The 22711-nt window shown below is 66.2% G+C and carries 8 protein-coding genes and 2 pseudogenes; 7 read left to right on the top strand and 3 right to left on the bottom strand.

Annotated elements, in window-relative coordinates:
* The first annotated feature begins 52 nt into the window (after nt 1-52).
* Nucleotides 53-16228, top strand: coding sequence for an OmpA family protein (locus QM707_RS13535; RefSeq protein ID WP_415002818.1), 16176 nt, complete (start codon nt 53-55; stop codon nt 16226-16228).
* Between the two features lie 106 nt (nt 16229-16334).
* On the opposite strand, the gene QM707_RS13530 is transcribed toward QM707_RS13535, so the two are convergent.
* Together QM707_RS13530 and hemH are read right to left on the bottom strand one after the other, a co-directional pair.
* Entirely contained in the window at nt 16335-17183 is an 849-nt protein-coding gene (locus tag QM707_RS13530) for an alpha/beta fold hydrolase (protein ID WP_415002400.1), read from the bottom strand.
* On the bottom strand, nt 17180-18187 hold the full coding sequence (gene hemH / locus QM707_RS13525; protein WP_415002399.1) for a ferrochelatase: 1008 nt from the start codon (nt 18185-18187) through the stop codon (nt 17180-17182). The genes QM707_RS13530 and hemH overlap by 4 nt, the downstream gene beginning before the upstream one ends.
* A 121-nt stretch (nt 18188-18308) precedes the next feature.
* On the opposite strand from hemH, the pseudogene QM707_RS13520 reads away from it, so the two are divergent.
* The 5 genes and pseudogenes from QM707_RS13520 to QM707_RS13500 all read left to right on the top strand — a co-directional run.
* A pseudogene (locus tag QM707_RS13520) lies at nt 18309-18974 on the top strand (lipid-binding SYLF domain-containing protein); the annotation flags it as partial.
* 89 nt (nt 18975-19063) lie between these two features.
* On the top strand, nt 19064-19276 hold the full coding sequence (gene tatA / locus QM707_RS13515) for a Sec-independent protein translocase subunit TatA (RefSeq protein ID WP_415002398.1): 213 nt from the start codon (nt 19064-19066) through the stop codon (nt 19274-19276).
* A gap of 15 nt (nt 19277-19291) precedes the next feature.
* Nucleotides 19292-19475, top strand: a pseudogene (gene tatB / locus QM707_RS13510) (Sec-independent protein translocase protein TatB); the annotation flags it as partial.
* A 124-nt stretch (nt 19476-19599) separates the two neighbouring features.
* Nucleotides 19600-20349 carry a twin-arginine translocase subunit TatC gene (gene tatC, locus QM707_RS13505; RefSeq protein WP_415002397.1) on the top strand — a complete coding sequence of 250 codons (750 nt, stop codon included), beginning with the start codon at nt 19600-19602 and terminating at the stop codon, nt 20347-20349.
* Nucleotides 20346-20990, top strand: coding sequence for an RDD family protein (locus QM707_RS13500; RefSeq protein WP_415002396.1), 645 nt, complete (start codon nt 20346-20348; stop codon nt 20988-20990). Before tatC ends, QM707_RS13500 begins: the two co-directional genes overlap by 4 nt.
* A gap of 12 nt (nt 20991-21002) precedes the next feature.
* Here QM707_RS13500 and QM707_RS13495 read toward each other — a convergent pair whose 3' ends face one another.
* Nucleotides 21003-21719: a glutamine amidotransferase gene (locus tag QM707_RS13495; protein WP_415002395.1), complete on the bottom strand. Its 717-nt coding sequence runs from the start codon at nt 21717-21719 to the stop codon at nt 21003-21005.
* A gap of 83 nt (nt 21720-21802) precedes the next feature.
* On the opposite strand from QM707_RS13495, the gene glyQ reads away from it, so the two are divergent.
* Complete coding sequence (glyQ, locus tag QM707_RS13490; RefSeq protein ID WP_415002394.1) at nt 21803-22708, top strand: glycine--tRNA ligase subunit alpha; 906 nt, start codon at nt 21803-21805, stop codon at nt 22706-22708.
* Nucleotides 22709-22711: the final 3 nt, after the last annotated feature.

Below are 22711 nucleotides of genomic sequence, written 5' to 3'. Positions count from 1 at the left end.
CTGGAGAGACATTGCTCCGGGCCCTACTGCTTTTCGAGAAAAGGACATTCGTATGAGCCGCAAGTCCCCGTCGCGCTTCAACCGCCTCCGCTCCACCCGGATGAAGCTCAACCCGACGACCCACGCGATTCGAAGCGCGCTTCTCGGACTTGCGGTCATGGGCGCGGCAGGGCCTGCGATGTCGGCCTGCACGGTCGTCAATGCGAACCTGATCGAATGCGACGGCCTGTTCATAGGGACGAACGTGACCTACGCGGTCGACGACGTCACCGTCGTCGTCGGTAGCAACTCGGCCACCACGATCCTGCCTGGCGCGGGGAGTTCCGGTATCGACCTGGACGCCGCCAACGGCTACATCAACCTTTATACCGACGCGATCATCGTCAGCAATACCGCCGATGCCATCAGCGTCGACGCCCAGTACGCGGTCAACGTCTACAACTCGGGCGTGGTCACCGCGATCGATGGCGACGGTATCAGCGCCTATAGCGCCGTGGATGACGTCAGCGTCACCAATACCGGCGCCGTTGCGGCCAGTGCTGCTGCGGTATCCGACCAGAACGTGATCGGCATCGCCGCCATCGGCTTGGAATCGGCCACCATCACCCAGTATTCCGGCCAGGTTGAAGCGACTTCGGCCAACGGCACCGGCGCCGTCGCCACAGGCGCCTTCGCCTCGTCCTATTACGACGCATCGATCGGCATCCAGGGCGGCAGCATCGACGCCGAAACCCAGGAAGGCCAGGCGTTCGGCGTGTACGCCTACGCTTATCTCGGAGATGCGGACGTCACCGTCGTCGCCGGCGCCGATGTGACCGCGACCGTTGGCACTGCGGTGGGCGGCAACGCCACGGCCGCAACCGCCTATTCCTTTTTCGGCGATGCCTCGTTCAACAACGCGGGCAATGTCGACGCGATTACCTATGGCCAGAACGGCGTAGCCACGGGCGCGAATGTCGACGCCGCTTACGACGCCAATGCGACCAACACGGGCGACATTACCGCCAGCGCGTATGGCGATTACGGCAGCGCCACCGGCATCCGCGCTTTCAGCTTCTACGGATCGGCGAGCGTCTATAACGACGGCAACATCGAGGCCTACGCGGGTGGCATCAACGTCTCCGCGACGGGCGTATTCGTCGATGGCAACGCCGGCGCCAGCTTCGTTTCGTATGGCGGATTTGTCGGCGCGACGGCTTACGGCAGCGACTACGCCTCCGCCACTGGTGTGCAGGTGCAAACCGGGGGTCTCTACGCGAGCCTGTCCAGCGACGACACCGTGATCAACGCGTCGGCGACGACCTTCGATGGTCCGGCCTATGCGACAGGCGCGTCCGTCAACGGGGCGGCCTACGCCGAGCTGGAAGTTTCCGGCTACGGCGGCATCGGCGCGTATGCGAGGACCTATCTTGGCGGCAGCGCGACCGCCGTCGGCGCCCAGGTGTACGGCGGGTACAGCGCATCGACGACGATGAGCGGATACGCCAATATCGGCGCCACCGCCCAGGTCCAAAAATATGGCGATGCCTACGCGACGGGCAGCAGTACGCAGGCCAACTACGGCAACGCCAGCTTCGAGTCGGGCAAATACAATTCCGTCGGCGCCAACGCCACCACCTATTACGGCAATGCCGGCGCGACCGGCGTCGAGGTCTACAGCAATGCTGGCGGCGCCAGCGCCAACAACAACGGCTTCATCAGCGCGAATGCCCAGGTATTCGAGGATGGGTTTTATTACGCGACGGCCGTCGGCCTGAGCGTTTCGTCCTACAACAATGCTTACGCGAGCAACGACGGCTACATGAACGTCGACGCGGGCGTGCAGACCGGCGGCATCGCCAGCGCGACCGGCGTGATCGCCAGCAGCGCCTGGACCGCGAGCGTGTCGAACGGTTACTACGGTTACATCAGCGCCAGCGCCTCGGGCTACAACGAAGCCAGTGCTACCGCCATCGGTACGGCCGCCTACGGCAACGACATGGCGTTCACGACGAATGCTGGCAGCATCGTGGCCAACGCCAATGTCGGCGAATACGGTTATGCCTACGCCACCGGCAGCATCGTGGCCGGCGACTACATCGCCTCGCTGAACAACAGCGGCGATATCTACGCGACGGCCAACAGCGGTCTCATCGGCTACTCCCTCGCGGAAGGCACGGTTGTCTCGGCCAACGGCACGGCCAGCACCTACAACCCGGGCCATATCGAAGCGACGGCCTATGCCGGCTACGGCGGCTACGCTTACGCTTTCGGCAGCCAGACGACCTCCTACGGCGGCAGCGCGTCGCTCGACAACAGTGGTTACAGCATCATCGCCACGGCGACCGCGCCCGATTTCGGCAACGCCACCGCGGGCGCCTCGATCGTCACCGGCCAGTACTCTGCGTTCAGCGACAACGATGGCCTGATCGGCGCCTACGCCACCGCCGGTTATTTCGGCGTGGCCATCGCCTACGCAAGCGTGACGGAGTCGGCGCAGGGGGCTGCGTCCTTGATCAATGGCGTCGATGGCGACATCAACGCCAGCGCGACCACCGGCAACTTCGGTTACTCGTATGCGTACGGCGCGATCCTCGACGGTTACACCGGCGCTTACGCCACGCACAATGGCGATATCGACGTCTCCGCCGTCTCCGGATACGAAGGCGTTTCCGAGGCCTACGGCCTGATCGTCTTCTCGGGCAACGGTTCGGCCAGCGCCTATGGCACCGGCAACACCAGTGCCTACGCACTCACCGGCGACTACGGCGACGCCCTGGCGCGCGCCGTGACGGTGGTCAGCCCCTACGGCAATGCCGACGTCACCAGTGGTGGGTATGTCGATGCCACCGCGATCTCCGGCTACGGCGGTTATTCCGAAGCCTCTGGCATTCGCGCCTTCGCCTACAACGGCTTGGCAACGCTGAACAACACGGGCAGCATCTCCGCCACCGCGACGGCGGGCTATTTCGCGCTCGCCGCGGGCGCCGAAGTCGATGCATACCTGGATGCTTCCGCGAGCGGCGTCGGTTACATCACCGCCAGCGCCACGGCGTTCGATTACGACGGCACGGCCATCGCCACGGGCCTGGATGTCGACGCACAGACGGGTTACGCCACGCTCGACATCGGCGGCGGCGTGGATGCGTCGGCGATGGCGACGGGCAATTCCGGCGTCGCGATCGCCGATGGTGTGACGGTCTATGGCTACCTCGGCGTAACGGCCGATAGCGGCACGAACGTCACCGCCTCGGCGATCACCGGCTATTTCGGTTACTCGAGCGCCACCGGTTTCGACATCTATGCTTACGACGGCGATGCGACGCTCACCAGCGTCGGCAATGTCGATAGCAGCGCGATTTCCGGCGACTCCGGCTATTCCTTCGCCAATGGCATGGTCGTGTACAGCTATTTCGGCGACGTCAGCGTCGACAGCACGGGCAACGTCTACGCCACGGCGGTCGCCGGCAACGACGGCCTCGCCGTCGCCGGCGGCATCTATGCCGATGCCAGCAACAGCGGCAGCGCCACGCTCTTCAGTTACGGCGTCGTCGGTGCGACCGCGATCACCGGCAACTACTCGCGCTCCTACGCGCAGGGCGCGCTCGTCGCCGGCCTGTACTATGCGGACGCCTACAACACGGGCAGCATCGGCGCCGTGGCCACCACGGGTTATGGCAACAGCCAGAATCCGGCCATGGCGATCGCCACCGGTATCGGCGTGTATTCCGAGCTGGGCTCGGCCTATCTGTATTCCTCGGGCACGATGGACGCCACCGCGACGGCCGGCAATTACGGCTTTGCCCAGGCCTCGGCTGCGAACGTCAACGGCTACTTCGACGCCGATGCGATCAGTTACGGCATGGTCACAGCGACGGCGACCGCCGGCAACGACAGCTTCGCCGGCGCCAGCGGCATCTCGGTCTATTCGGGCTACGGCGACGCATCGCTGATCAGCGAGGGCATCGACAGCTTCGCCAGCGCCGGTGATTACAGCGAAGCCCAGGCGATCGGCGGCAACGTCTTCGGTTACTTCGACGCATCGGCCAGCCTGTTCGGCGACACCGCGGCGACGGCGACGACGGGCCTTTATGGGTTCTCCGGCGCGATGGGCATCAGTGTCTATGCCTACGCCGGCGAGGCCTATCTCTATAACGGCGGCGCAGCCTCGGCGGGCGCCTACACGGGCAACGAAGGCACCGCGATCGCGCAAGGCGCGATGGTCGATGGCTTCGGTTACACGCAGGCCTTGGGCGCGGGCAGCTTCAGCGCTATCGCCGAGGCCGGCTACGACGGCTACGCTTCCGCCACCGGCGTCATCGTCACGTCGTATAACTACGACGCGGTTCTGTCCAACGGCGGCGGCATCAGCGCCAGCGCCACGGTCGGCGACGGAGCCTATGGCCTCGCGGTAGCCCTCGGCGCCGGCGTTTACGGTGACTATGCGAGCGCGACCAGCTACGGCAACGTGGACGTCAGCGCTACCGCTGGCGACTTTGGCGAAGCGAACGCGACCGGGTTCATCGTCGCTGCCGACAACGGCGATGCTTACCTGCTGAATGGCGGCGTGACGAATGTTTCTGCGACCGCCAGTCCGGATGCGGACGGCGGCATCGCCACGGCGACCGGCGCCATTGTCAACGGCACGTACAACGCAACCGTGATGAACACCGGCGAGATGCACGTCTCGGCGATCACGGGCGATTACGGCGAGTCCTCCGCGACCGGCATCCTCGTTCAGGCCTTCTATGACGGGTATCTGTACAACGGCACGGGCATCAGCGCCTACGCTAGCGCCGGCGACAACGGTTCGGCCGATGCCTTCGCTGCCGGCGTGTACGGCAAGTACGGCGCCGAAACGAACAGCCCGGCCTACATCTCCGCGACCGCGATCGTCGGCGACAACGGCTACGCTACCGCGACCGGCAGCGTCACTTTCTCGTTGGGCGGATACGCCTCCCTTTATAGCGGCGACTCGATCTCGGCTTCGGCCACCGCCGGCGACAACAGCTTCGCGTATGCGACGGGCGCCGTCGTTCAGGGCGTTGGCTACGCCGGGGCGGTCAGCGTCGGCGATGTGACGGCTTACGCGTTCGCCGGCGACAACAGCGTGGTTTCGGCCAGCGGCCTGTCGGTGTTCACGGATCTCTTCGCCTATATGTACAACAGCGGCCAGATCGACGCGACAGCGATCGGCGGCGACAATTCGTCCGCTTACGCGGAAGCGGCGGTGACGTTTGCTTCGACCTTCGCCTATACGTACAACCACGGCGAAATCGACGCTTACGCCTCGACCGGCCAGAACGGCTACTCCTTTGCGCAAGGCAATCTGACGGTAGCCACGGCGGGCTACGCCTATCTTTACAACGCGGCCAACACGATTACCGCCACCTCGTACTCGGGCGACAACGGTACTTCCATCGCCATCGCCTCGACGGTGTACGGCCAGTTCAGCGCCGAGACGAACAGCCCTGGCGCGATCACGGCCACGGCCGGGTCGGGCAACGATGGCTACTCGCTGGCGATCGCAAGCCAGACGACTTCGCCACAGGGCGTTGCCACTCTGTACAGCGGCTATGGCATCACGGCGACGGCGTTCACGGGTTATGACGGCGGCACGACGGCGATCGCGCAGGGCGCCATCGTCGAGGGCACCTACGGCGCGTACACGACCAGCGTCGGCGACATCACCGCGACGGCGACGGCCGGCAAGTACGGTACCGCCTATGCCCTGGCCAGCAGCACGAGCGCAGCCAACGGCATCGCCGAGCTCGACAGCACCGGCGACATCACCGCGACCGCCTCGGCGACCGGCAAGTATTTCAGCACGGGCGATGCGATCGCCCTCGGCGCGGTCGTCTCGGGCTACGACGGCGCGTACACCACCAGCGTCGGCGACATCAGCGCGACGGCGACGGGTGGCAAGTATGGCAGCGCCTTTGCCCTGGCCAGCAGCACGACCGCGGCCGATGGCATCGCCGAGCTCGACAGCACCGGCAACATCAGCGCCAATGCCACGGCGACGGGCTATTACTCGAACGGTGCGGCGACCGCCATTGGCGCGATCGTCGATGGCTACTACGGCGCGTACACGACCAGCGTCGGCGACATCAGTGCGACGGCGACCGGCGGCAAGTACGGCAGCGCCTATGCCCTGGCGAGCCGCACGACCGCCGCCTATGGCATCGCGTCGCTCGACAGCACCGGCGACATCAGCGCCAATGCCAGCGCCACGTACAAGTACGATTCCATTGGCACCGCGACGGCCATCGGCGCCGTCGTCGATGGTTATTACGGCGCGTACACGACCAGCGTCGGCGACATCAGCGCCACGGCGACCGGCGGCAAGTACGGCAGCGCCTACGCGCTGGCCAGCGCCACCACGGCCGCCGATGGCATTGCGGTGCTCGACAGCACCGGCGACATCAGCGCCAGCGCGAGCGCCACCGGGTACTACTCGAACGGTACGGCGACTGCGTTCGGTGCGATCGTCGATGGTTATTACGGCGCCTATACGACCAGCGTCGGCGACATCAGCGCGACGGCGACCGGCGGCAAGTACGGCAACGCGTACGCGTTGGCCAGCAGCACCTCGGCGACCTACGGCTACGCCGTGCTCGACAGCACCGGCAATATCAGTGCCAGCGCGAATGCCTCCGGCATCTACGGCTCCGGCGACGCCACGGCGCTTGGCGCGCTCGTCGATGGTCCTTACGGGGCCTACACGACCAGCGTCGGCGACATCACGGCGACCGCGACGGCCGGCAAGTACGCCGGCACGGCCTACGCGTTGGCCAGCAGCACGAATTCCTCGGGGGGCTATGCCAGCCTCGACAGCACCGGCTATATCACCGCAGTGGCGACGGCCACCGGCACCGACGGGTTCGACGGCACGGCGATCGCGCTCGGCGCGATGGTCGATGCCTACTATGGCGCGACGACCACCCTGCAGAGCGGCGGCGTTTTCGCTTATGCCGCGGTCGAATACAGCGGCCTGGCGGTCGCCTATGGCAGCTTCACCACCGCGCTCTACGGCGATGCGCTGCTCCAGGGCAACGGCTACATCTATGCGGTCGCGCTTGCCGGCGACGCCTCGCAGACCATCGCGCAAGCCGCATTGGTCCAGAGCGGTAACTACGACGCGTCGGCTTACATCTACGGAAACATCGCCGCTGTCGCTGAGGCTGGCAACGACAGCACCGCCAGCGCGACCGGCATCGAAGTGCTGGCGTACAACGGCGAGGCCACGCTGTACAGCGACAACATCGGCGCCTACGCCACCGCCGGCGACAACAGCTATGCCGGCGCCACCGGCGCGAACGTGCAGGGGCTGGATTCGGCCTCCGCCTTCAGTTATGGCCTGGTAGTCGCCGACGCCAGCGTCGGCAACACCAGTACGGCCCTGGCGTATGCGATGACCGTCGTTGCCGCGGATGGCGATGCCTATCTGTACAGCGGCTACGGCATCCTGGCCGAGGCGACGGCCGGCTACGACAGCACGGCCGTGGCGATCGGCTCGGTGGTCAGCGGCTACGACGACGCCACGACGATCAACTACGGCGATATCTATGCCTATGCCTTGGCCGGCGACAACAGCACTGCAGTTGCTTACGGCAACCTGACGCTCGCGAACAACGGCACCGCCGGTTTCGGCAGTCTGGGCGACGTCTACGCTGTTGCCCTGGCCGGCAACGATTCGCAGGCCTTCGCGCAGGCGGTGCTGGTGGAGAGCGCCAACTACAATGCGATCGCCCTCAGCTTCGGCGAGCTCTATGCCTATGCCGAGGCCGGCGACAACAGTATCGTCGTTGCCACCGGCATCGACGTGCTGGCTTACAACGGCAACGCCGTCCTGTACAGCAGCGACATCGGCGCCTTCGCTTACGCTGGCGAGACCAGCTTGGCGCTGGCCTACGGTGCCAACGTGCAGGCCCTGTATACGGCGGCCGCGGTCAACTACGGCAACATCATTTCGATCGCCGATGCCGGCAATTACAGCACCGCCATTTCCTACGCGATGCAGGTCAATTCGGCCAACGGCACGGCCTATCTGTACAACGACATCGGCCTGATCGGTGCCGGCGCGTATGCCGGCGACTATTCGCAGGCGGTCGCTGCCGCTTCCGTCGTGACCGGCCCCTATGGCGCGACCACCATCAACATGGGCGACATCCTCGCGGTCGCGCAGGTCGGCGATTACGGCTATGCGACCGCGATCGGCAACATCACCAGCGCCAGCCAGGGCGTCGCCAACCTGTACAACGCGGCGACGACGATCGAGGCCGTGGCCTACTCCGGCAAGTACGGTACGTCCATGGCGCTGGCCTCGCAGGTTTACGGCCTCCTCGGCGCGTACACGGACAGCCCGGGCGAGATCTACGCCCTCGCCGTCTCCGGCGACTACGGCCAGTCGGTCGCGCTCGGCAACAGCACGACAGCCCCGCAGGGCTACGCCACGCTGGATAGCGGCTACGCCATCACGGCGATCGCGCAGACCGGCAAGTATGGCGCCGGCACCTCGGCGACCGCGCTCGGCGCCATCGTCGATGGTTACTACGGCGCATCGACGACCAGCACCGGCGACATCACCGCCGTCGCCATCGCCGGCAAGTACGGCACGGCCTATGCGCTGGGAACCAGCACGAACTCCGACTTCGGCGAGGCCGAGCTGTACAACAGCGGCACGATCTACGCCGCCGCGCAGGCCTATGGTTACGCCTTTACGCAGGGCGTGGCCATCGCCATCGCCTCCGAGGTGACCGGCCAGTACGGCTCCACGACGACGAGCACCGGCGACATCTACGCCACGGCGATCAGCGGCTACTACGGCTACACCTTGGCGATCGGCAACATCACCACCAGCCCGATGGGCGATGCCACGCTGAACAGCGAGGGCAACATCTACGCCTACGCCGCGGCCGTCGGTTACTACAGCACCGACAATTCGATCGCCATCGCGCAAGGCGCCCTGGTGCAGAGCGGCAACTACGATGCCGCTGCGTACAGCACGGGAGCCATCGTCGCGCAGGCGTCCGCGGGCCACTACAGCACCGCCGTCGCCACCGGCATCGAAGTCCTGGCCTACAACGGCAACGCCTATCTCGAGAGCGAGCATATCGGTGCCTACGCCGACGCCGGCTACTTCAGCGTCGCCATCGCCACCGGCGCGGACGTGCACGCCCTGTATACGGCGACCGCCGACAACTACGGCACCGTCTTCGCCGGCGCCGCCGCCGGCGGATACAGCCTGGTGGGCGCCTACGCCATGTCGGTGATTTCCGACCAGACCACCGCCCAGTTGTACAGCAGCAATTCGATCTACGCCGCCGCTACCGCCGGTTACGATTCCGACGCCATCGCCGTCGGCGCGGTCGTGATCGGCCCCTACTACGCGAGCACGACGAACCTCGGCGAGATCGGCGCGTATGCGCTGGTCGGCGACGAAGGCACCGCCACCGCGATCGGCAGCGTGACGCAGGCGAATGCCGGCGTTGCCTACCTGTACAACGCCGCCAACACGATCACCGCCACCGCCTATTCCGGCAACAACGGTGTTTCGACGGCCGTGGCATCGCAGGTGATCGGCCAGTATGGCGCCTACACCTTCAGTCCTGGCGTCATCACCGCGATCGCCGACTCCTACGACAACGGCGTTTCCACCGCCATCGGCAACATCACCACGTCGGCGCAGGGTATTGCCATCCTGTACAGCGCCGACAGCATCTCGGCCAGCGCCACGGCCGACTACAACGGCACCGCCGTCGCCCAGGCGGCGATGGTGTACGGCTATTTCGGCGCCGCAACCTACCTCGGCGGCGGCGAAATCACTGCCTACGCGCAAGTCGGCGACAGCGGTCTCGCCGTGGCTTACGGCAGCTTCACCGAGGCGCAGTTCGGCAATGCCGTCATGAATGGCGGCGCGGACATCAGCGCCGTCGCGCTGGCCGGCGACACGTCGGCTGCGATCGCGCAGGCGGCCCTGGTCGAAAGCGTTTACTACGACGCCTTTGCTTTCAACTCCGGCGACATCTACGCCAATGCCGAAGCCGGCAACAGCAGCTACGCCAGCGCGACCGGCATCGAGGTGCTGGCCTACTACGGCTACGCCACGTTCTTCGGCTACAACGTCACTGCCAACGCCAGTGCCGGCGACAACAGCATCGCCCTGGCCTTGGGTGTGAGCGCCCAGGCTTATTACGACGCCGTCGGTGTCACGTTCGACCATGTCATCGCCAACGCCACGGCCGGCGACAACAGCGCGGCGATCGCGACCGGCATGACGGTCGAATCGGTGGATACCTATTCCACGCTCGGGATTGCCATCGGTGGCGGCGTTTACGCCACGGCGATCGCCGGCGACGATTCGATCGCGTACGCCGAGGCCGCGATCTCGATCGGCCCCGCGGGCGCGTACACGATCAACTACGGCGAAATCGATGCCTACGCACTTGCCGGCGACGACAGCACGGCCTTCGCCATGGGCAGCCTAACGCAGTCCACGCTCGGCTACGCCTACATGTACAACGCGGCCAACACGATCACCGCCACGGCCTACACCGGCGAGAACGGCAACTCGATCGCGCTGGCCTCGCAGGTGTACGGCCTGCTCGGCGCGACGACGATCAGCCCGGGGGCGATCACCGCCATCGCCGATTCCGGCGATTACGGCTATTCCTTCGCGCTCGGCAACAGCACGGTCACGCCGCAGGGTTATGCCCTGCTCTTCAGCGGTTACTCGATCTCGGCGACGGCGACGACCGGTTACGACGGCGATGCCGAAGCGATCGCTTCCTTCGTCAGCGGTCAGGACGGTGCGGACACCATCAACATCGGCGACATCCTGGCCTATGCCAGCGCCGGCGATTTCGGTACGGCGTCGGCGACCGGCAACGTGACGGTCGCTTCCGTGGGCGCGGCCTATCTCTACAGCACGGGCGACATCGACGTTGAAGCGGCTACCGGCTTCGACGGCGACTCCGTCGCCAACGGCGCCACGGTGATCGGGCCGGCCGGTGCGACGACGTTGAGCTATGCCTACATCCATGCCTATGCGCATTCCGGCGATTTCGGCACGGCCTATGCGTACGGCAGCACGACGTCCTCCACGCTGGGCCAGGCCTATCTGTACAACGGTGACTCCATCCTCGCGAGGGCGGTCACCGGCTACGACGGCGACGCGTACGCGCGTGCCGCCCTGGTGCTGGCGCCTTACGGCGCCGACGCCGTGTCCTACGGCGGCATCGACGCCTACGCTTCCGCCGGCGACTACGGCACGAGCGAGGCCCACGGCATCATGGTGCTGGCGTCGCTCGACGATGCGTCCCTGGTCGCCAACGGCTATGTTTTTGCGACGGCGGAGTCCGGCTACGACGGCGTATCCATCGCCCAGGCGGCCCTGGTGGTCGGCACGTACGGCGCTTCCACCACCTTCGACGCCAACGTGCAGGCCGATGCCGACAGCGGCGATTTCGGTCAGTCCAGTGCGGTCGGCAGCCAGACCCTGGCTTCGGCCGGCTATGCCACCCTGTCCAGCAGCTACCTGATCTCGGCTTGGGCCACCTCCGGCTACGACGGAGATTCCGCGGCGCTGGGTGCGGTCGTGTTCGGTTACTACGGCGCCGATGCCGTGAATACCGGCACGATCGAAGCCGTGGCCTGGTCGGGTGACTACGGCACGTCCGACGCGCGCGGTATCCAGGTCTTCGCGGTCGAGGGCTACGCCAGCCTGTACAGCAGCGAGCTGATCTACGCCTACGCGCTATCCGGTTACGACGGCGACGCGCTCGCGGTCGCGGCCCAGGTCGTCGGCCCCTACGGCGCCGAAACGATCAACGATGGCACCATCGACGCGCTCGCGCTGGCGGGTTACGACGGCACGGCACAGGCCATCGGCAGCATCACGTATTCGTCGCTCGGCGATGCCTACCTCTACAGCGGCGCGGGCGGTATCTACGCCTACGCGGAAGCCGGCGACAGCGCCGTGGCTGCGGGTGCGAACGTGCTCGCTTACGGTGACGCCACGTCGATCAACACCGGCAACATCGAAGCCGAAGCCCATGCCGATTACGGCCTGGCTTCCGCCCTCGGCATTCGCACCGACAGCGCCAATGGCACCGCATCGCTGGACAACACCGGCTATGTGATCGCCTACGCCGAAGGTTATTACGGCGCTTCGGCCTACGGCGCGCTGACGATCGGCGACGGTTATGCCTATCTGACCAACGATGGCTTTATCGACGTCGCGGCGCACGCCGTCACCGGCAATGCCACCGGCATCGGTTCACTGACGACCGCCAATCTCGCCTATACCTACAACGAAGGCTCGATCAACGCGCTGGTGAGCACCGTCGACGGTGATGCTTCCGCCAACGGCGCGATGACGATCGGTACCTCGTACGCCACCGTATACAGCTACGGCGACGCCAACATCAGCGCCTATGCCCACACCGAGGACGGGGTGGCGACGGCAACGGGCTCCTTGTCGTTGGGCGGCATCGCGGCCAGCACGTATAACGCCGGCCATATCGGCGCCGCCGCCGGCTCGGACCAGGGCGGTAACGCCACGGCGGCTGGTGCGGTGACTGCTGCTGCATCCGGCGCCAGCTTGTACAACAGCGGCTATATCGGTGCGTTCGCCGAGGCCGGTGCTGGCTACTACGCCCGCGCGACCGGTTCCTACACGGCCGGCTACTACGCCGACACGGTCAACACCAACGGGATCGTGGCGGAAGCCCATGCCTACGACGGGATCGCGATCGCGACGGGCCTGCAGAACGAAGGCGCCTATTCCGATGTCGACAACAGCGGATACGTCGACGCCTCGGCCTTCGCCGATTCCGGCACCGCCATCGCGACCGGCATCGACGCTTACGGCTACTACCAGTCCTTCGTCGACAACAGTGGTTACGTCGATGCCTATGCGATGGCTTACGACGGCGTTGCGCAGGCCATGGGCGCGTCGTCTCTGGCCTACCGGTACGACAGCGTGCTGACCAACAGCGGCGAGATCTCCGCGCTGGCCTATGCCGAGTACGGCGCGGCCATGGCATTCGGTGCGGTGGCCAATAGCGTTTACGGCGAAGCGGCGTTGACCAACAGCAGCGATATCCACGCTGGCGCCTATGCCGAAGACGGCACCGCCTCGGCCACGGGCGCGGCGGCGTTGGGCTATTACCTCGCCACCACCACCAACACGGGCAACATCCAGGCCACCGCCGATGCCGGCTTCTACGGCGTCGCTTTGGCGCTGGGCAGCACGACCGAGGCGGACTACGGCACCGCGTTGTTCTACAACGATGGCTATATCGGTGCCGATGCACTCGGCGGCGATTACGCCCTCGCGCGCGGCGCGATCGTTTCCGGCGAGTACGGTGCCTTCGCTTACAACGAAGCCTCCATCACCGCCCAGGCCGACGCGTATAGCGAAGGCACGGCGATCGCTGCCGGCCTGAACGTGTTCTCGAACCAGGGCAATGCCGCCGCACATAACTACGGCGGCATCGTCGCCACCAGCTTCGGCTACTCGGCGCAGAGCATGGGCGTCTCGGTGCAAGCCGGCGACCAGGCTTACCTGTTCAACGAGAGCTTCATCGCCGCCTATGCCAATGGCGACGACTACGCGTTCGCACGCGGCGCCTTCGTCTCCGGCGTTTACGGTGCCTACACCAACAACTACGACGAGATCCGCGCCGAAGCAAGTTCGGACGGCACGGCCATCGCCATCGGCAGCGTCACGAATGCCGGCCAGGGCTATGCCAACCTGTACAACGGCGCTGGCATCTATGCGGAAGCCGACGGTTACGACGCCATCGCCTACGCGGCCATCGTGAACGGCTACTACGGCGCCGACATCACCAATGAAGGCCGCATCATCGCCGACGCCGACGCCGCAGGCGGCTTCGCCTACGCGGTCGGCCTGTCGGCCAGCTCGGACGTCGGCGACATCAACGTCTACAACGAGAACGAGATCATCGCCCAGGCCCTCGGCGACGACGGTGCGGCCGCTATCGCCGTGCAGATGGATTCCTACGGCCTGAACACGGTGATCAACAACGGCCTCATCGCCGCCTACGGCAACGGCGCCCGCGTGGCCATCTCCTCCGGCCCGTACGGCATCGCCGACATCGTGAACTACGGCGACATCATCGGTTCGATCCAGACCGGCAACTACGCCGATTCGCTGTACAACGACGAGTACTGGCTGGCCCTACAGTCCTCGGACTTCGGCGATGGCGACGATGTCATCGTCAACAGCGAGGACGGCCTGATCGTCATGCCCGGCTCGGAAATCCACCTGGGCGGCTACGACGGCGGCAATGCCTTCTACAACTACGGCATGATCGTCGTGCTGGGCGACGCTCTGATCGACATGGGCGACAACGACGCGCCGCTCGCGCCGTTCGCGCTGACCCTGGCCCCGGGCGACAACCCGCTGCCGTTCTACAACGGCGGCGTGATCACCATGCTCGACGGCGTGCCGAACGACAGCATGACGATCGTCGGCAGCTTCCAGGGCGACGGCGCACTCAATGTCGACCTGAACCTGAGCACCGAAGCCTCCGATCGCCTGTACATCACCGGCGACGTGGTCCAGCCGACCGAACACACGATCAACATCGTGATGGTCGGCAAGCCGGACGAGGCCATCGAGTTCGTGCCGATCGTCGATGTCGACGGCACCAGCGCCGACGGCGACTTCGTGCTCGGTTCGATCACGGGCATCCCGACCGACCTGTTCACTTCGCTCGACGTGGCCATCGTCTCGCACATCAACGCCGCCAACACCTCGCCCGACCAGCATGGTCTCGGCATCGAGCTGACCGGCCTGAATGCGCGCGGCCTGCTGGCGCATAGCATGGCGCCGGCCCTGCAGAGCGCGTGGCACACGATCAACGGCACGCTGTTCCAGCGCGAAGGCACCGACCGCGATGGTCGCGTGCAGGGCGTCAGCCCCTGGGCGCGCGTGTTCAAGAGCGACGCCAAGCTCGAAACCGACCACGGCGACACCAACTTCGGCACGGACGACGATCGTCGCTTCAACGCCGATACCTCGGGCGGAGAAGTGGGCGTGGCCTACAACTTCAACGAGGCCTGGAGCGCGGGCATCATGCTCGGCACGCAGGACCTGGAGATCCGCACCGCCGGTGGCGGCCGCGCCGAAGGCGACGGCAACACCTGGGGCGCCTACGTGACCTGGGTGCCGGGCAACGGCTTCTACGCCGACCTGTCCTATCGCCAGATGAGCTTCGATCTCGACGCGCGCGTCGTCGGCGGCGATTTCACCCAGGACGGCGATGCCAAGGGCTGGTCGCTCGAAGTCGGCTATTCGTTCGCCACCGCCAGCGGCTGGAAGATCGAGCCGCAGTTGCAGTACAGCACGCTCACCGTCGACGGCCTGGAGCCGATCGGCAGCGGCTGGGGCGAGTTCACCTACGAAGAAACCGACTCGGCCCGCGTGCGCGCCGGCGTCTCGCTGCGCAAGACCTTCAAGACCAGCGGCGACAACAGCTGGACGCCGTACCTGTCGGTCAACGCGATCAACGAGATGGAAGGCGGCAACCGCTTCGGCATCGACAACAACACGTTCTACGGCGATGCCAGCATGGATGGAATGAGCACGCTGGTCGAAGGCGGCGTGACCGGTAAGATCGGCAACTGGACGATCTTCGGCGGCGTGAACTGGCAGCAGGGCGGTGCCTATCGCAGCACGATGGGCGGCCAGATCGGCGTGCGCTACACCTTCGGCAAGGCCGCGCCGGCCCCGGCCCCGGTGGCTCCGCCGCCGGCCAAGACCTGCGCTGACCTCGACGACGACGGCGACGGCGTCAACAACTGCAACGACACCTGCCCGAACTCGACCGCCGGCCAGGCGGTGGGTCCGGATGGTTGCCCGGTGCCGTTGACGATCGACCTGCGTGGCGTGCACTTCGACTTCGACAAGGATGCGCTGCGTCCGGATTCGATCGCGATCCTCGACGAGGCCGTGTCGATCCTGAACAAGTATCCGGAGCTGCGTCTCGAAGTCGCCGGCCACACCGACGAGTGCGGTACCGACGGCTACAACCAGGGTCTGTCGGATCGTCGCGCCAAGGCCGTGTACGAGTACCTGACGGGTCACGGCGTCGCTGCCGGCCGCCTGTCGGGCCCGAACGGTTACGGCGAGAGCCGTCCGCTGGAGCAGAAGGGCGATGCTTTCCCTGGCTGCAAGAGCGAACCGAACCGTCGTACCGAGCTGAACGTGCAGAACTGATGCGCCGCTAGTTGCATCGACAGAACGCATCGAACCCGGCGGGAAACCGCCGGGTTCTTTGTTTCCAGCGTAGTCGCTCGCGAGCGTCGGAAGACCGTGAGCGCGCTTATGTAGAAGCCAGGAACTCGCGGATCAGCGGCCCGACGATGTCGGGTTGTTCCATATGCAGGTGATGGCTGCCTGCCAGCGCCAGGACGCGACCGTCGCGCAGTTGTGCGGCACGCGCGCTGCGCTGTTCGGCCGTGAAGTACGGCGGTGCCGGCTCGGCGGCGATCACCAGGGTCGGCGCTTCGATCGCGCGCAGCCAGTCGAGAATGAAGGCCTCGTCTGTGCGCACGTGGGCCGGCAGGGTCAGGCGTGGATCGCTGCGCCAGGCGAAGCCGCCGGACACGACGCGCAGATTGCGTTCGACGATGAGCTTCGCCGCCTCGCGGCTCATGTTCGATACCGCGAGGCGCGCGGCGATCGCCTGGTCGAGATCGGCGATCGTGCGCGGCGCACGCGCCGGATCGAGCGCACGTCTTGCCACCACCGCCTGGCGCAGGCGCGCGCCGGCGTCTTCGGCCTTGCCCGAGACCGGACCGAGCGCTTCGATCAGCGCCAGGCGTTCGATACGCGCCGGCAGCGAGGCGGCCATCATGCAGGCGATCGCACCGCCCATCGAATGGCCGAGCAGCGAAGCCTTCTGCCAGCCCAGGGCATCGAGCGCGTCGAAACCGTCGTGGATCCAGTCGACGAACGCATAGTCGTAACCCGGCTGGCGATGCTCGCTGCCGCCATGACCGGGCAAGTCGAGCGCGACCAGGTCGCAGTGCTCCAGATGCTTCGACAGCGGAAGGAAACTCGCCGCATTGTCCAACCAGCCATGCAGGGCCAGCACTCGCGGTCCACCGGGATCGCCGCCGCGAAGGGCCGTGATGCGGCCGCGCGCGCAGGCGAGAACGATCTCCTTCATGGCGACCAGCCCTGTGCATGTCGGCGCGCCAGCGCGGCGAGCGCCGAGACGTGCGCCGCACCGGCGTTCAGGGCCGGGATGTAGCGCAATTCGCCGCCGAACCCGGCGAAGAGCCGCGCATTCTGGATCGCGATCTCTTCCAACGTTTCCAGGCAATCGGCGGCGAAGCCCGGGCAGAGCACATCGACGCGGCGGATGTCCTGGGCAGCCCAATCGCGCAGCGTGTGGTCCGTGTAAGGCGCCAACCAGGCTTCGCGCCCGAAGCGCGACTGGTAGGAAAGCTGCCATTGATCGGGCGTGAGATTCAGGCGAGTCGCCAACTTGCGCGCACCCGCTTCGCATTGCGCTGCGTACGGGTCGCCGGCCGTCACGAAGCGCTGGGGCAGACCGTGGAAGGAGAGCAGCAGTTTCTCCGCGCGACCGTGCAGGTCCCAATGCGACTGCACGCTGGCGGTCAACGCATCGATCCAGCCTTCGTCGTCGTGATAGTCGCCGACCAGCCGAAGCTCCGGCACGCGTCGCCAGCGACCGAGCTCGTTCGCCACCGCATCGAACACCGCCGCCGTGGTGCTGGCGGAATACTGCGGATACAAAGGCAGCACCAGCAGCTTCTGCACGCCGCGCGGCTGCAGTTCGCGCAGGGCCGACGCGATGGAGGGTTCGCCGTAACGCATGCCGAGGCGGACATCGAAATCCGGCAGCTGCGCCTGCAGTGCCGTCGCCAGTGCGCGGCTATGCGCCAGCAGGGGCGAACCCTGCGGCGTCCAGATCGAGGCATAGGCGTGCGCGACCTTGCGCGCGCGCAGCGGCAGGATGCCGAAGTGCAGCAGTGGGCACCACAGCCAGCGGCTGGTCTCGACCACGCGGTAGTCGTGCAGGAACTCGCCCAGGTAGCGCCGGACCGCACGCGCCGTTGGCGCCTGCGGCGTGCCGAGGTTGGCCAGCAACAGGGCCGGGCGGGCAGGGGCATCGGCGGCCACGCCGTCGCGGAATCGGGAGCTCATCGGTGGGCGCGGGAACTGTTCGCGGGCAAGGCCGTCAAATTATCATCGTCCCGGGCGTCGCGGTTCGACCGCGATTCATCGCCCTGCGCAATACTGCCGCCATGTCCCCTGGAGATTTCCCATGCGTCGTCTGATTTTCGCCCTGCTTGCCCTGCTCAGCATCTCCCTGCCCGCCTCGGCCGGACGGATCGAGGACGAGCGCGCCGGCGAGGCCAGTCGCGTGCTCGGGGAGATCCTGCGCATTCCGGAAGAATCGATTCCCACCAAGTTGCTCAGCGAAGCCCAGGCCATCGCCGTCATCCCGAACGTGGTCAAGGTCGGCTTCGTCGCGGCCGGTCGCCGCGGGCGCGGCTTGATCGCCGTGCGCGGCGCCGATGGCAGCTGGTCGAACCCGAGCTTCATCACCCTGACCGGCGGCAGCGTCGGCTTCCAGGCCGGCGTGCAGTCGGCCGACGTGGTGCTGGTGTTCAAGAGTTCGCGGGGTGTCGATTCCATCGTCGGCGGCAAGTTCACCCTGGGCGCCGACGCGAGCGCCGCGGCCGGTCCGGTCGGCCGCAGCGCGCAGGCCAGCACGGACGAGCAGCTCAAGGCTGAGATCTACAGCTATTCGCGCGCCCGCGGCCTGTTCGCCGGCGTTTCGCTGGACGGCACCGCGTTGCGCATCGACAACCACTCCAACGAAGCGGTTTACGGCGCCGGCACCACGCCGCGCGCGATTTTCGAAGGCCGCAGCGAGCGTCCCTCAGACGCCGTCGTGAGCTTCCGGGACCGCCTCGAGGAAAGCACGCTGAAACAGCCGGAAGCGGCACAGTAAGTCGGGTAAAACCCGCCCTGCGGTATCATGGGCGCCTTCGCGAACGAGACAGGTAAGCCGCCATGGGCAGCATGAGCCTCATCCACTGGATCATCGTCCTGGTGATCGTGCTGCTGATTTTCGGCACCAAGCGCCTGCCGAACATCGGCAAGGACCTTGGCGATGCCATGCGCGGCTTCAAGAAGGGCATGCAGGGCGAAGACCCGCCGCCGGCCGACAAGCAACTCGGCAAGGACGAAGACAAGAAGCCGGACGAAAAATCCGACGGGCGCTGATCCCGGAGCCTACCGATGTTCGACATCGGCTTCAGTGAGCTATTGCTGATCGGCTTCGTCGCCCTGATCGTGCTCGGACCCGAGCGTCTGCCCAAGGCCGCGCGTTTCGCCGGCCTGTGGGTACGCAAGGCACGCGCGCAATGGTATTCGGTGCGGGCCGAACTCGAGAGCGAGCTGGCGGCGGAAGAAATGCGCCGCGAGATCCGCGGGCCGCTGGATGAAGTGGGCGAGATCGAAAAGATCGTCCGCGACACCACCACGGAAACGGCATCTCCGGCGACGCCATCGGACACGACGGCGGACGAACCCGGTCGTCCCGTGCCATGACGACGGAAGGGCCGCGTTCCGAAAGCCTGCTGGCGCACCTGATCGAATTGCGCGCGCGCCTGTTGCGTGCCTCGATCGCCTTGTTGTTGGTATTCCTGGCCTTGTTGCCCTTCGCCAATGAGCTGTACGCCTGGTTGGCGAAACCCTTGCTGGCGAAACTGCCGGCCGGATCGCATCTGGTCGCGATCGAGGTCGCCTCGCCGTTCTTCACCCCGATCAAGCTCGCCTTTTTCGCCGCCCTGATGCTGGCGATGCCCTATCTTCTCTACCAGGCCTGGGCCTTCGTGGCGCCAGGCCTGTACCGGCACGAGAAGCGCCTGGCGAAACCATTGCTCGTCGCGACCGTATTGTTGTTCTACGCCGGCTGCGCCTTCGCCTACTTCCTCGTGCTGCCGATGGTCTTCGCTTTCCTGAGCAAGGTCACGCCGGAAGGCGTGACGATGACGACCGACATCAGCCGCTACCTCGATTTCGTACTGGTGCTGTTCCTCGCCTTCGGCGCCAGCTTCGAGGTGCCGGTCGCGGTGGTCGTGTTGGTGTTGCTGGGCATCGTGACGCCGGCGCAGCTGCGCGAAGCCCGCGGTTACGTCATCGTCGGCATCTTCATCGTCGCCGCCATCATCACGCCGCCGGATGCTGTTTCGCAGCTGATGCTGGCGATCCCGATGATGATCCTGTACGAAATCGGCCTGGTCGCCGCGCGCCTGGTGGCGAAACGTTCCGACGCGACGGCCGCCTCGCGATGAACCCGCCGTATCGCGGCTCGCCGGCCGGTTTCTGGAAACGCTACGTCGCCTATTTCATCGACGTGATGCTGGTGTCTTTCGTCGTGCAGATCCTCACCACGCCAGTGGTGCTGGTCCTGGGTTTCAGCGACCCGAAGAAGATCGAAGCGATGGTCGAACAGGCGGTGAAACCGGCCCTGGCCAGCGACGACGCGCTGGGTGCGATGCTGCTGCTGGGCCAGTGGCTGGGCGGGCTGATGCTGATATCCACCCTCGCCTATGCGCTGGTGGCGGGCGCCTACTTCGTCTACTGCGAGGCCTCGCCGCATCAGGCGACGCTGGGCAAGCGCCTGATCGGCATCAAGGTCACAGATGCGCAGGGCGCCCGCCCGACCAGGGCACAGGTGCTCGGCCGATTCTTCGCGGCCGCCTTGTCGTGGGCGACGTTGAACCTGGGCCATGCCCTGGCCGCCTGGACGCCGGAGCGTCGCGCCATGCACGACTACGTCGCCGGCACGCGCGTGGAGAACGTCGATCCTGCGCAGGCCAGAATGCCGCTCTGGGGTTGGGTGATCGTCGGCGCGAATGTCGCGCTGTTCTTGTTCTTCGCCCTGATCTGCGCGCTGATTGCGGCCGCGTTCCTGATGGACGCGTTCTACTGAGAACGGATCGCCTCAGCGGTGGCGGCGCGCACGATGCACGAAACGCTTCAGCACGCGGCGCGCCTGCGGCGAGGGCTTGACCGATTGCAGCAGCTCGTGATGCGCGATGCCTTCGCGCTCGAGCGCATCGCGGCGCGCATGGATATAGCCGCGCATCATGTTCGCGCTGAACTCGGGATGGAACTGCACGCCCCAGACCTGTTCGCCCCAACGGAAAGCCTGGCAATCGTCCTTCGCCGAACTCGCCAGCACCTGTGCGCTGGACGGCGGTTTCAGCACGGTCTGCAGATGCGTGGTCTGTGCCGGGATCCGGCGCGGCAGGCCAGCGAACAGGGGGTCGTCGGCGGCGTTAGCCGCCAGGTCCAAAGGCACTGTGCCCATTTCGCGCCCACGCGGGTTGTAGTGCACCTCGCCGCCGAGCGCATGCGCGAGCAGCTGATGCCCGTAGCAAATGCCGAAAAGGGGTTTGCCGGCCTCCGCCGCGTCGCGCAGCCAGTCGGCGCTGCGTTCGCTCCAGGCTTCGCGATCGCTGACCATGGCCCCCGAGCCGGTGATGAAGACACCGGCGTAGTCCGCCGCCTCCGGCAAGGCCTCGCCGGAAGCGACCCGGCACTCGCGTACCTCGCGCCCATGCAGGCCGGCCGCGACCCGGATCCAGTGCCCGAAGCTGCCGTGACGCCGCAGCGTATCGATCGGCAGACCGGTTTCGAGGATGAGGAATGGCTTCATGGGACGGAAGAACGCGGCGCAAACGCCGGGGAGGCCAGGGAGGCCCCGTTATACTAGCCGGGTTTGCATCCCCGGTTTTCCCGATGAACGCACCGACATTCCAGCAACTGATCCTTCGGCTCAACCAGTATTGGGCCGACCAGGGCTGCGTGCTGATCCAGCCGCTCGACCTCGAGGTCGGCGCCGGCACCTTCCACCCGGCGACTTTCCTGCGCGCCCTCGGCCCGGAGCCGTGGAACGCTGCCTATGTGCAGCCCTGTCGCCGTCCGACCGATGGCCGTTACGGCGAGAACCCGAATCGCCTGCAGCGCTACTACCAGTACCAGGTGGTGATGAAGCCCAATCCGGACAACATCCTGGATCTGTATCTGGAGTCGTTGAAGGCCTTGGGCGTCGATCCGCTGGTGCACGACCTGCGTTTCGTCGAGGACAACTGGGAATCGCCGACGCTCGGCGCCTGGGGCCTGGGTTGGGAGGTCTGGCTCAACGGCATGGAAGTCACGCAGTTCACCTACTTCCAGCAGGCCGGCGGCCTCGAATGCCGCCCGGTCACCGGCGAGATCACTTACGGTCTCGAGCGCCTGTGCATGTACCTGCAGAACGTCGACAACGTCTTCGACCTCGTATGGACGGTCGGCCCGCAGGGGCCGGTCTACTACCGCGACGTCTACCACCAGAACGAAGTCGAGCAAAGCGCGTACAACTTCGAGCATGCCAACGTCGAGGTGTTGTTCCGCCGTTTCGACGAATGCGAAGCCGAAGCCCTGAAACTGATCGAACTCGGCTTGCCGCTGCCGGCCTACGACCAGGTCTGCAAGGCCTCGCACAGCTTCAACCTGCTCGATGCGCGCCGCGCGATCTCGGTCACCGAGCGCCAGCGCTACATCCTGCGCGTGCGCAACCTGGCCAAGTCGGTCGCCGAGGCCTATCACGCGCAGCGCGAGAAGCTCGGCTTCCCGGGCTTGCGCCGCGCGAGCGCCGAGGCCTGAGTC

The organism is Arenimonas sp., assembly GCF_047602345.1.
Lineage (GTDB): Bacteria > Pseudomonadota > Gammaproteobacteria > Xanthomonadales > Xanthomonadaceae > Arenimonas.
This window is presented reverse-complemented; position numbering and strand designations above follow the sequence as displayed.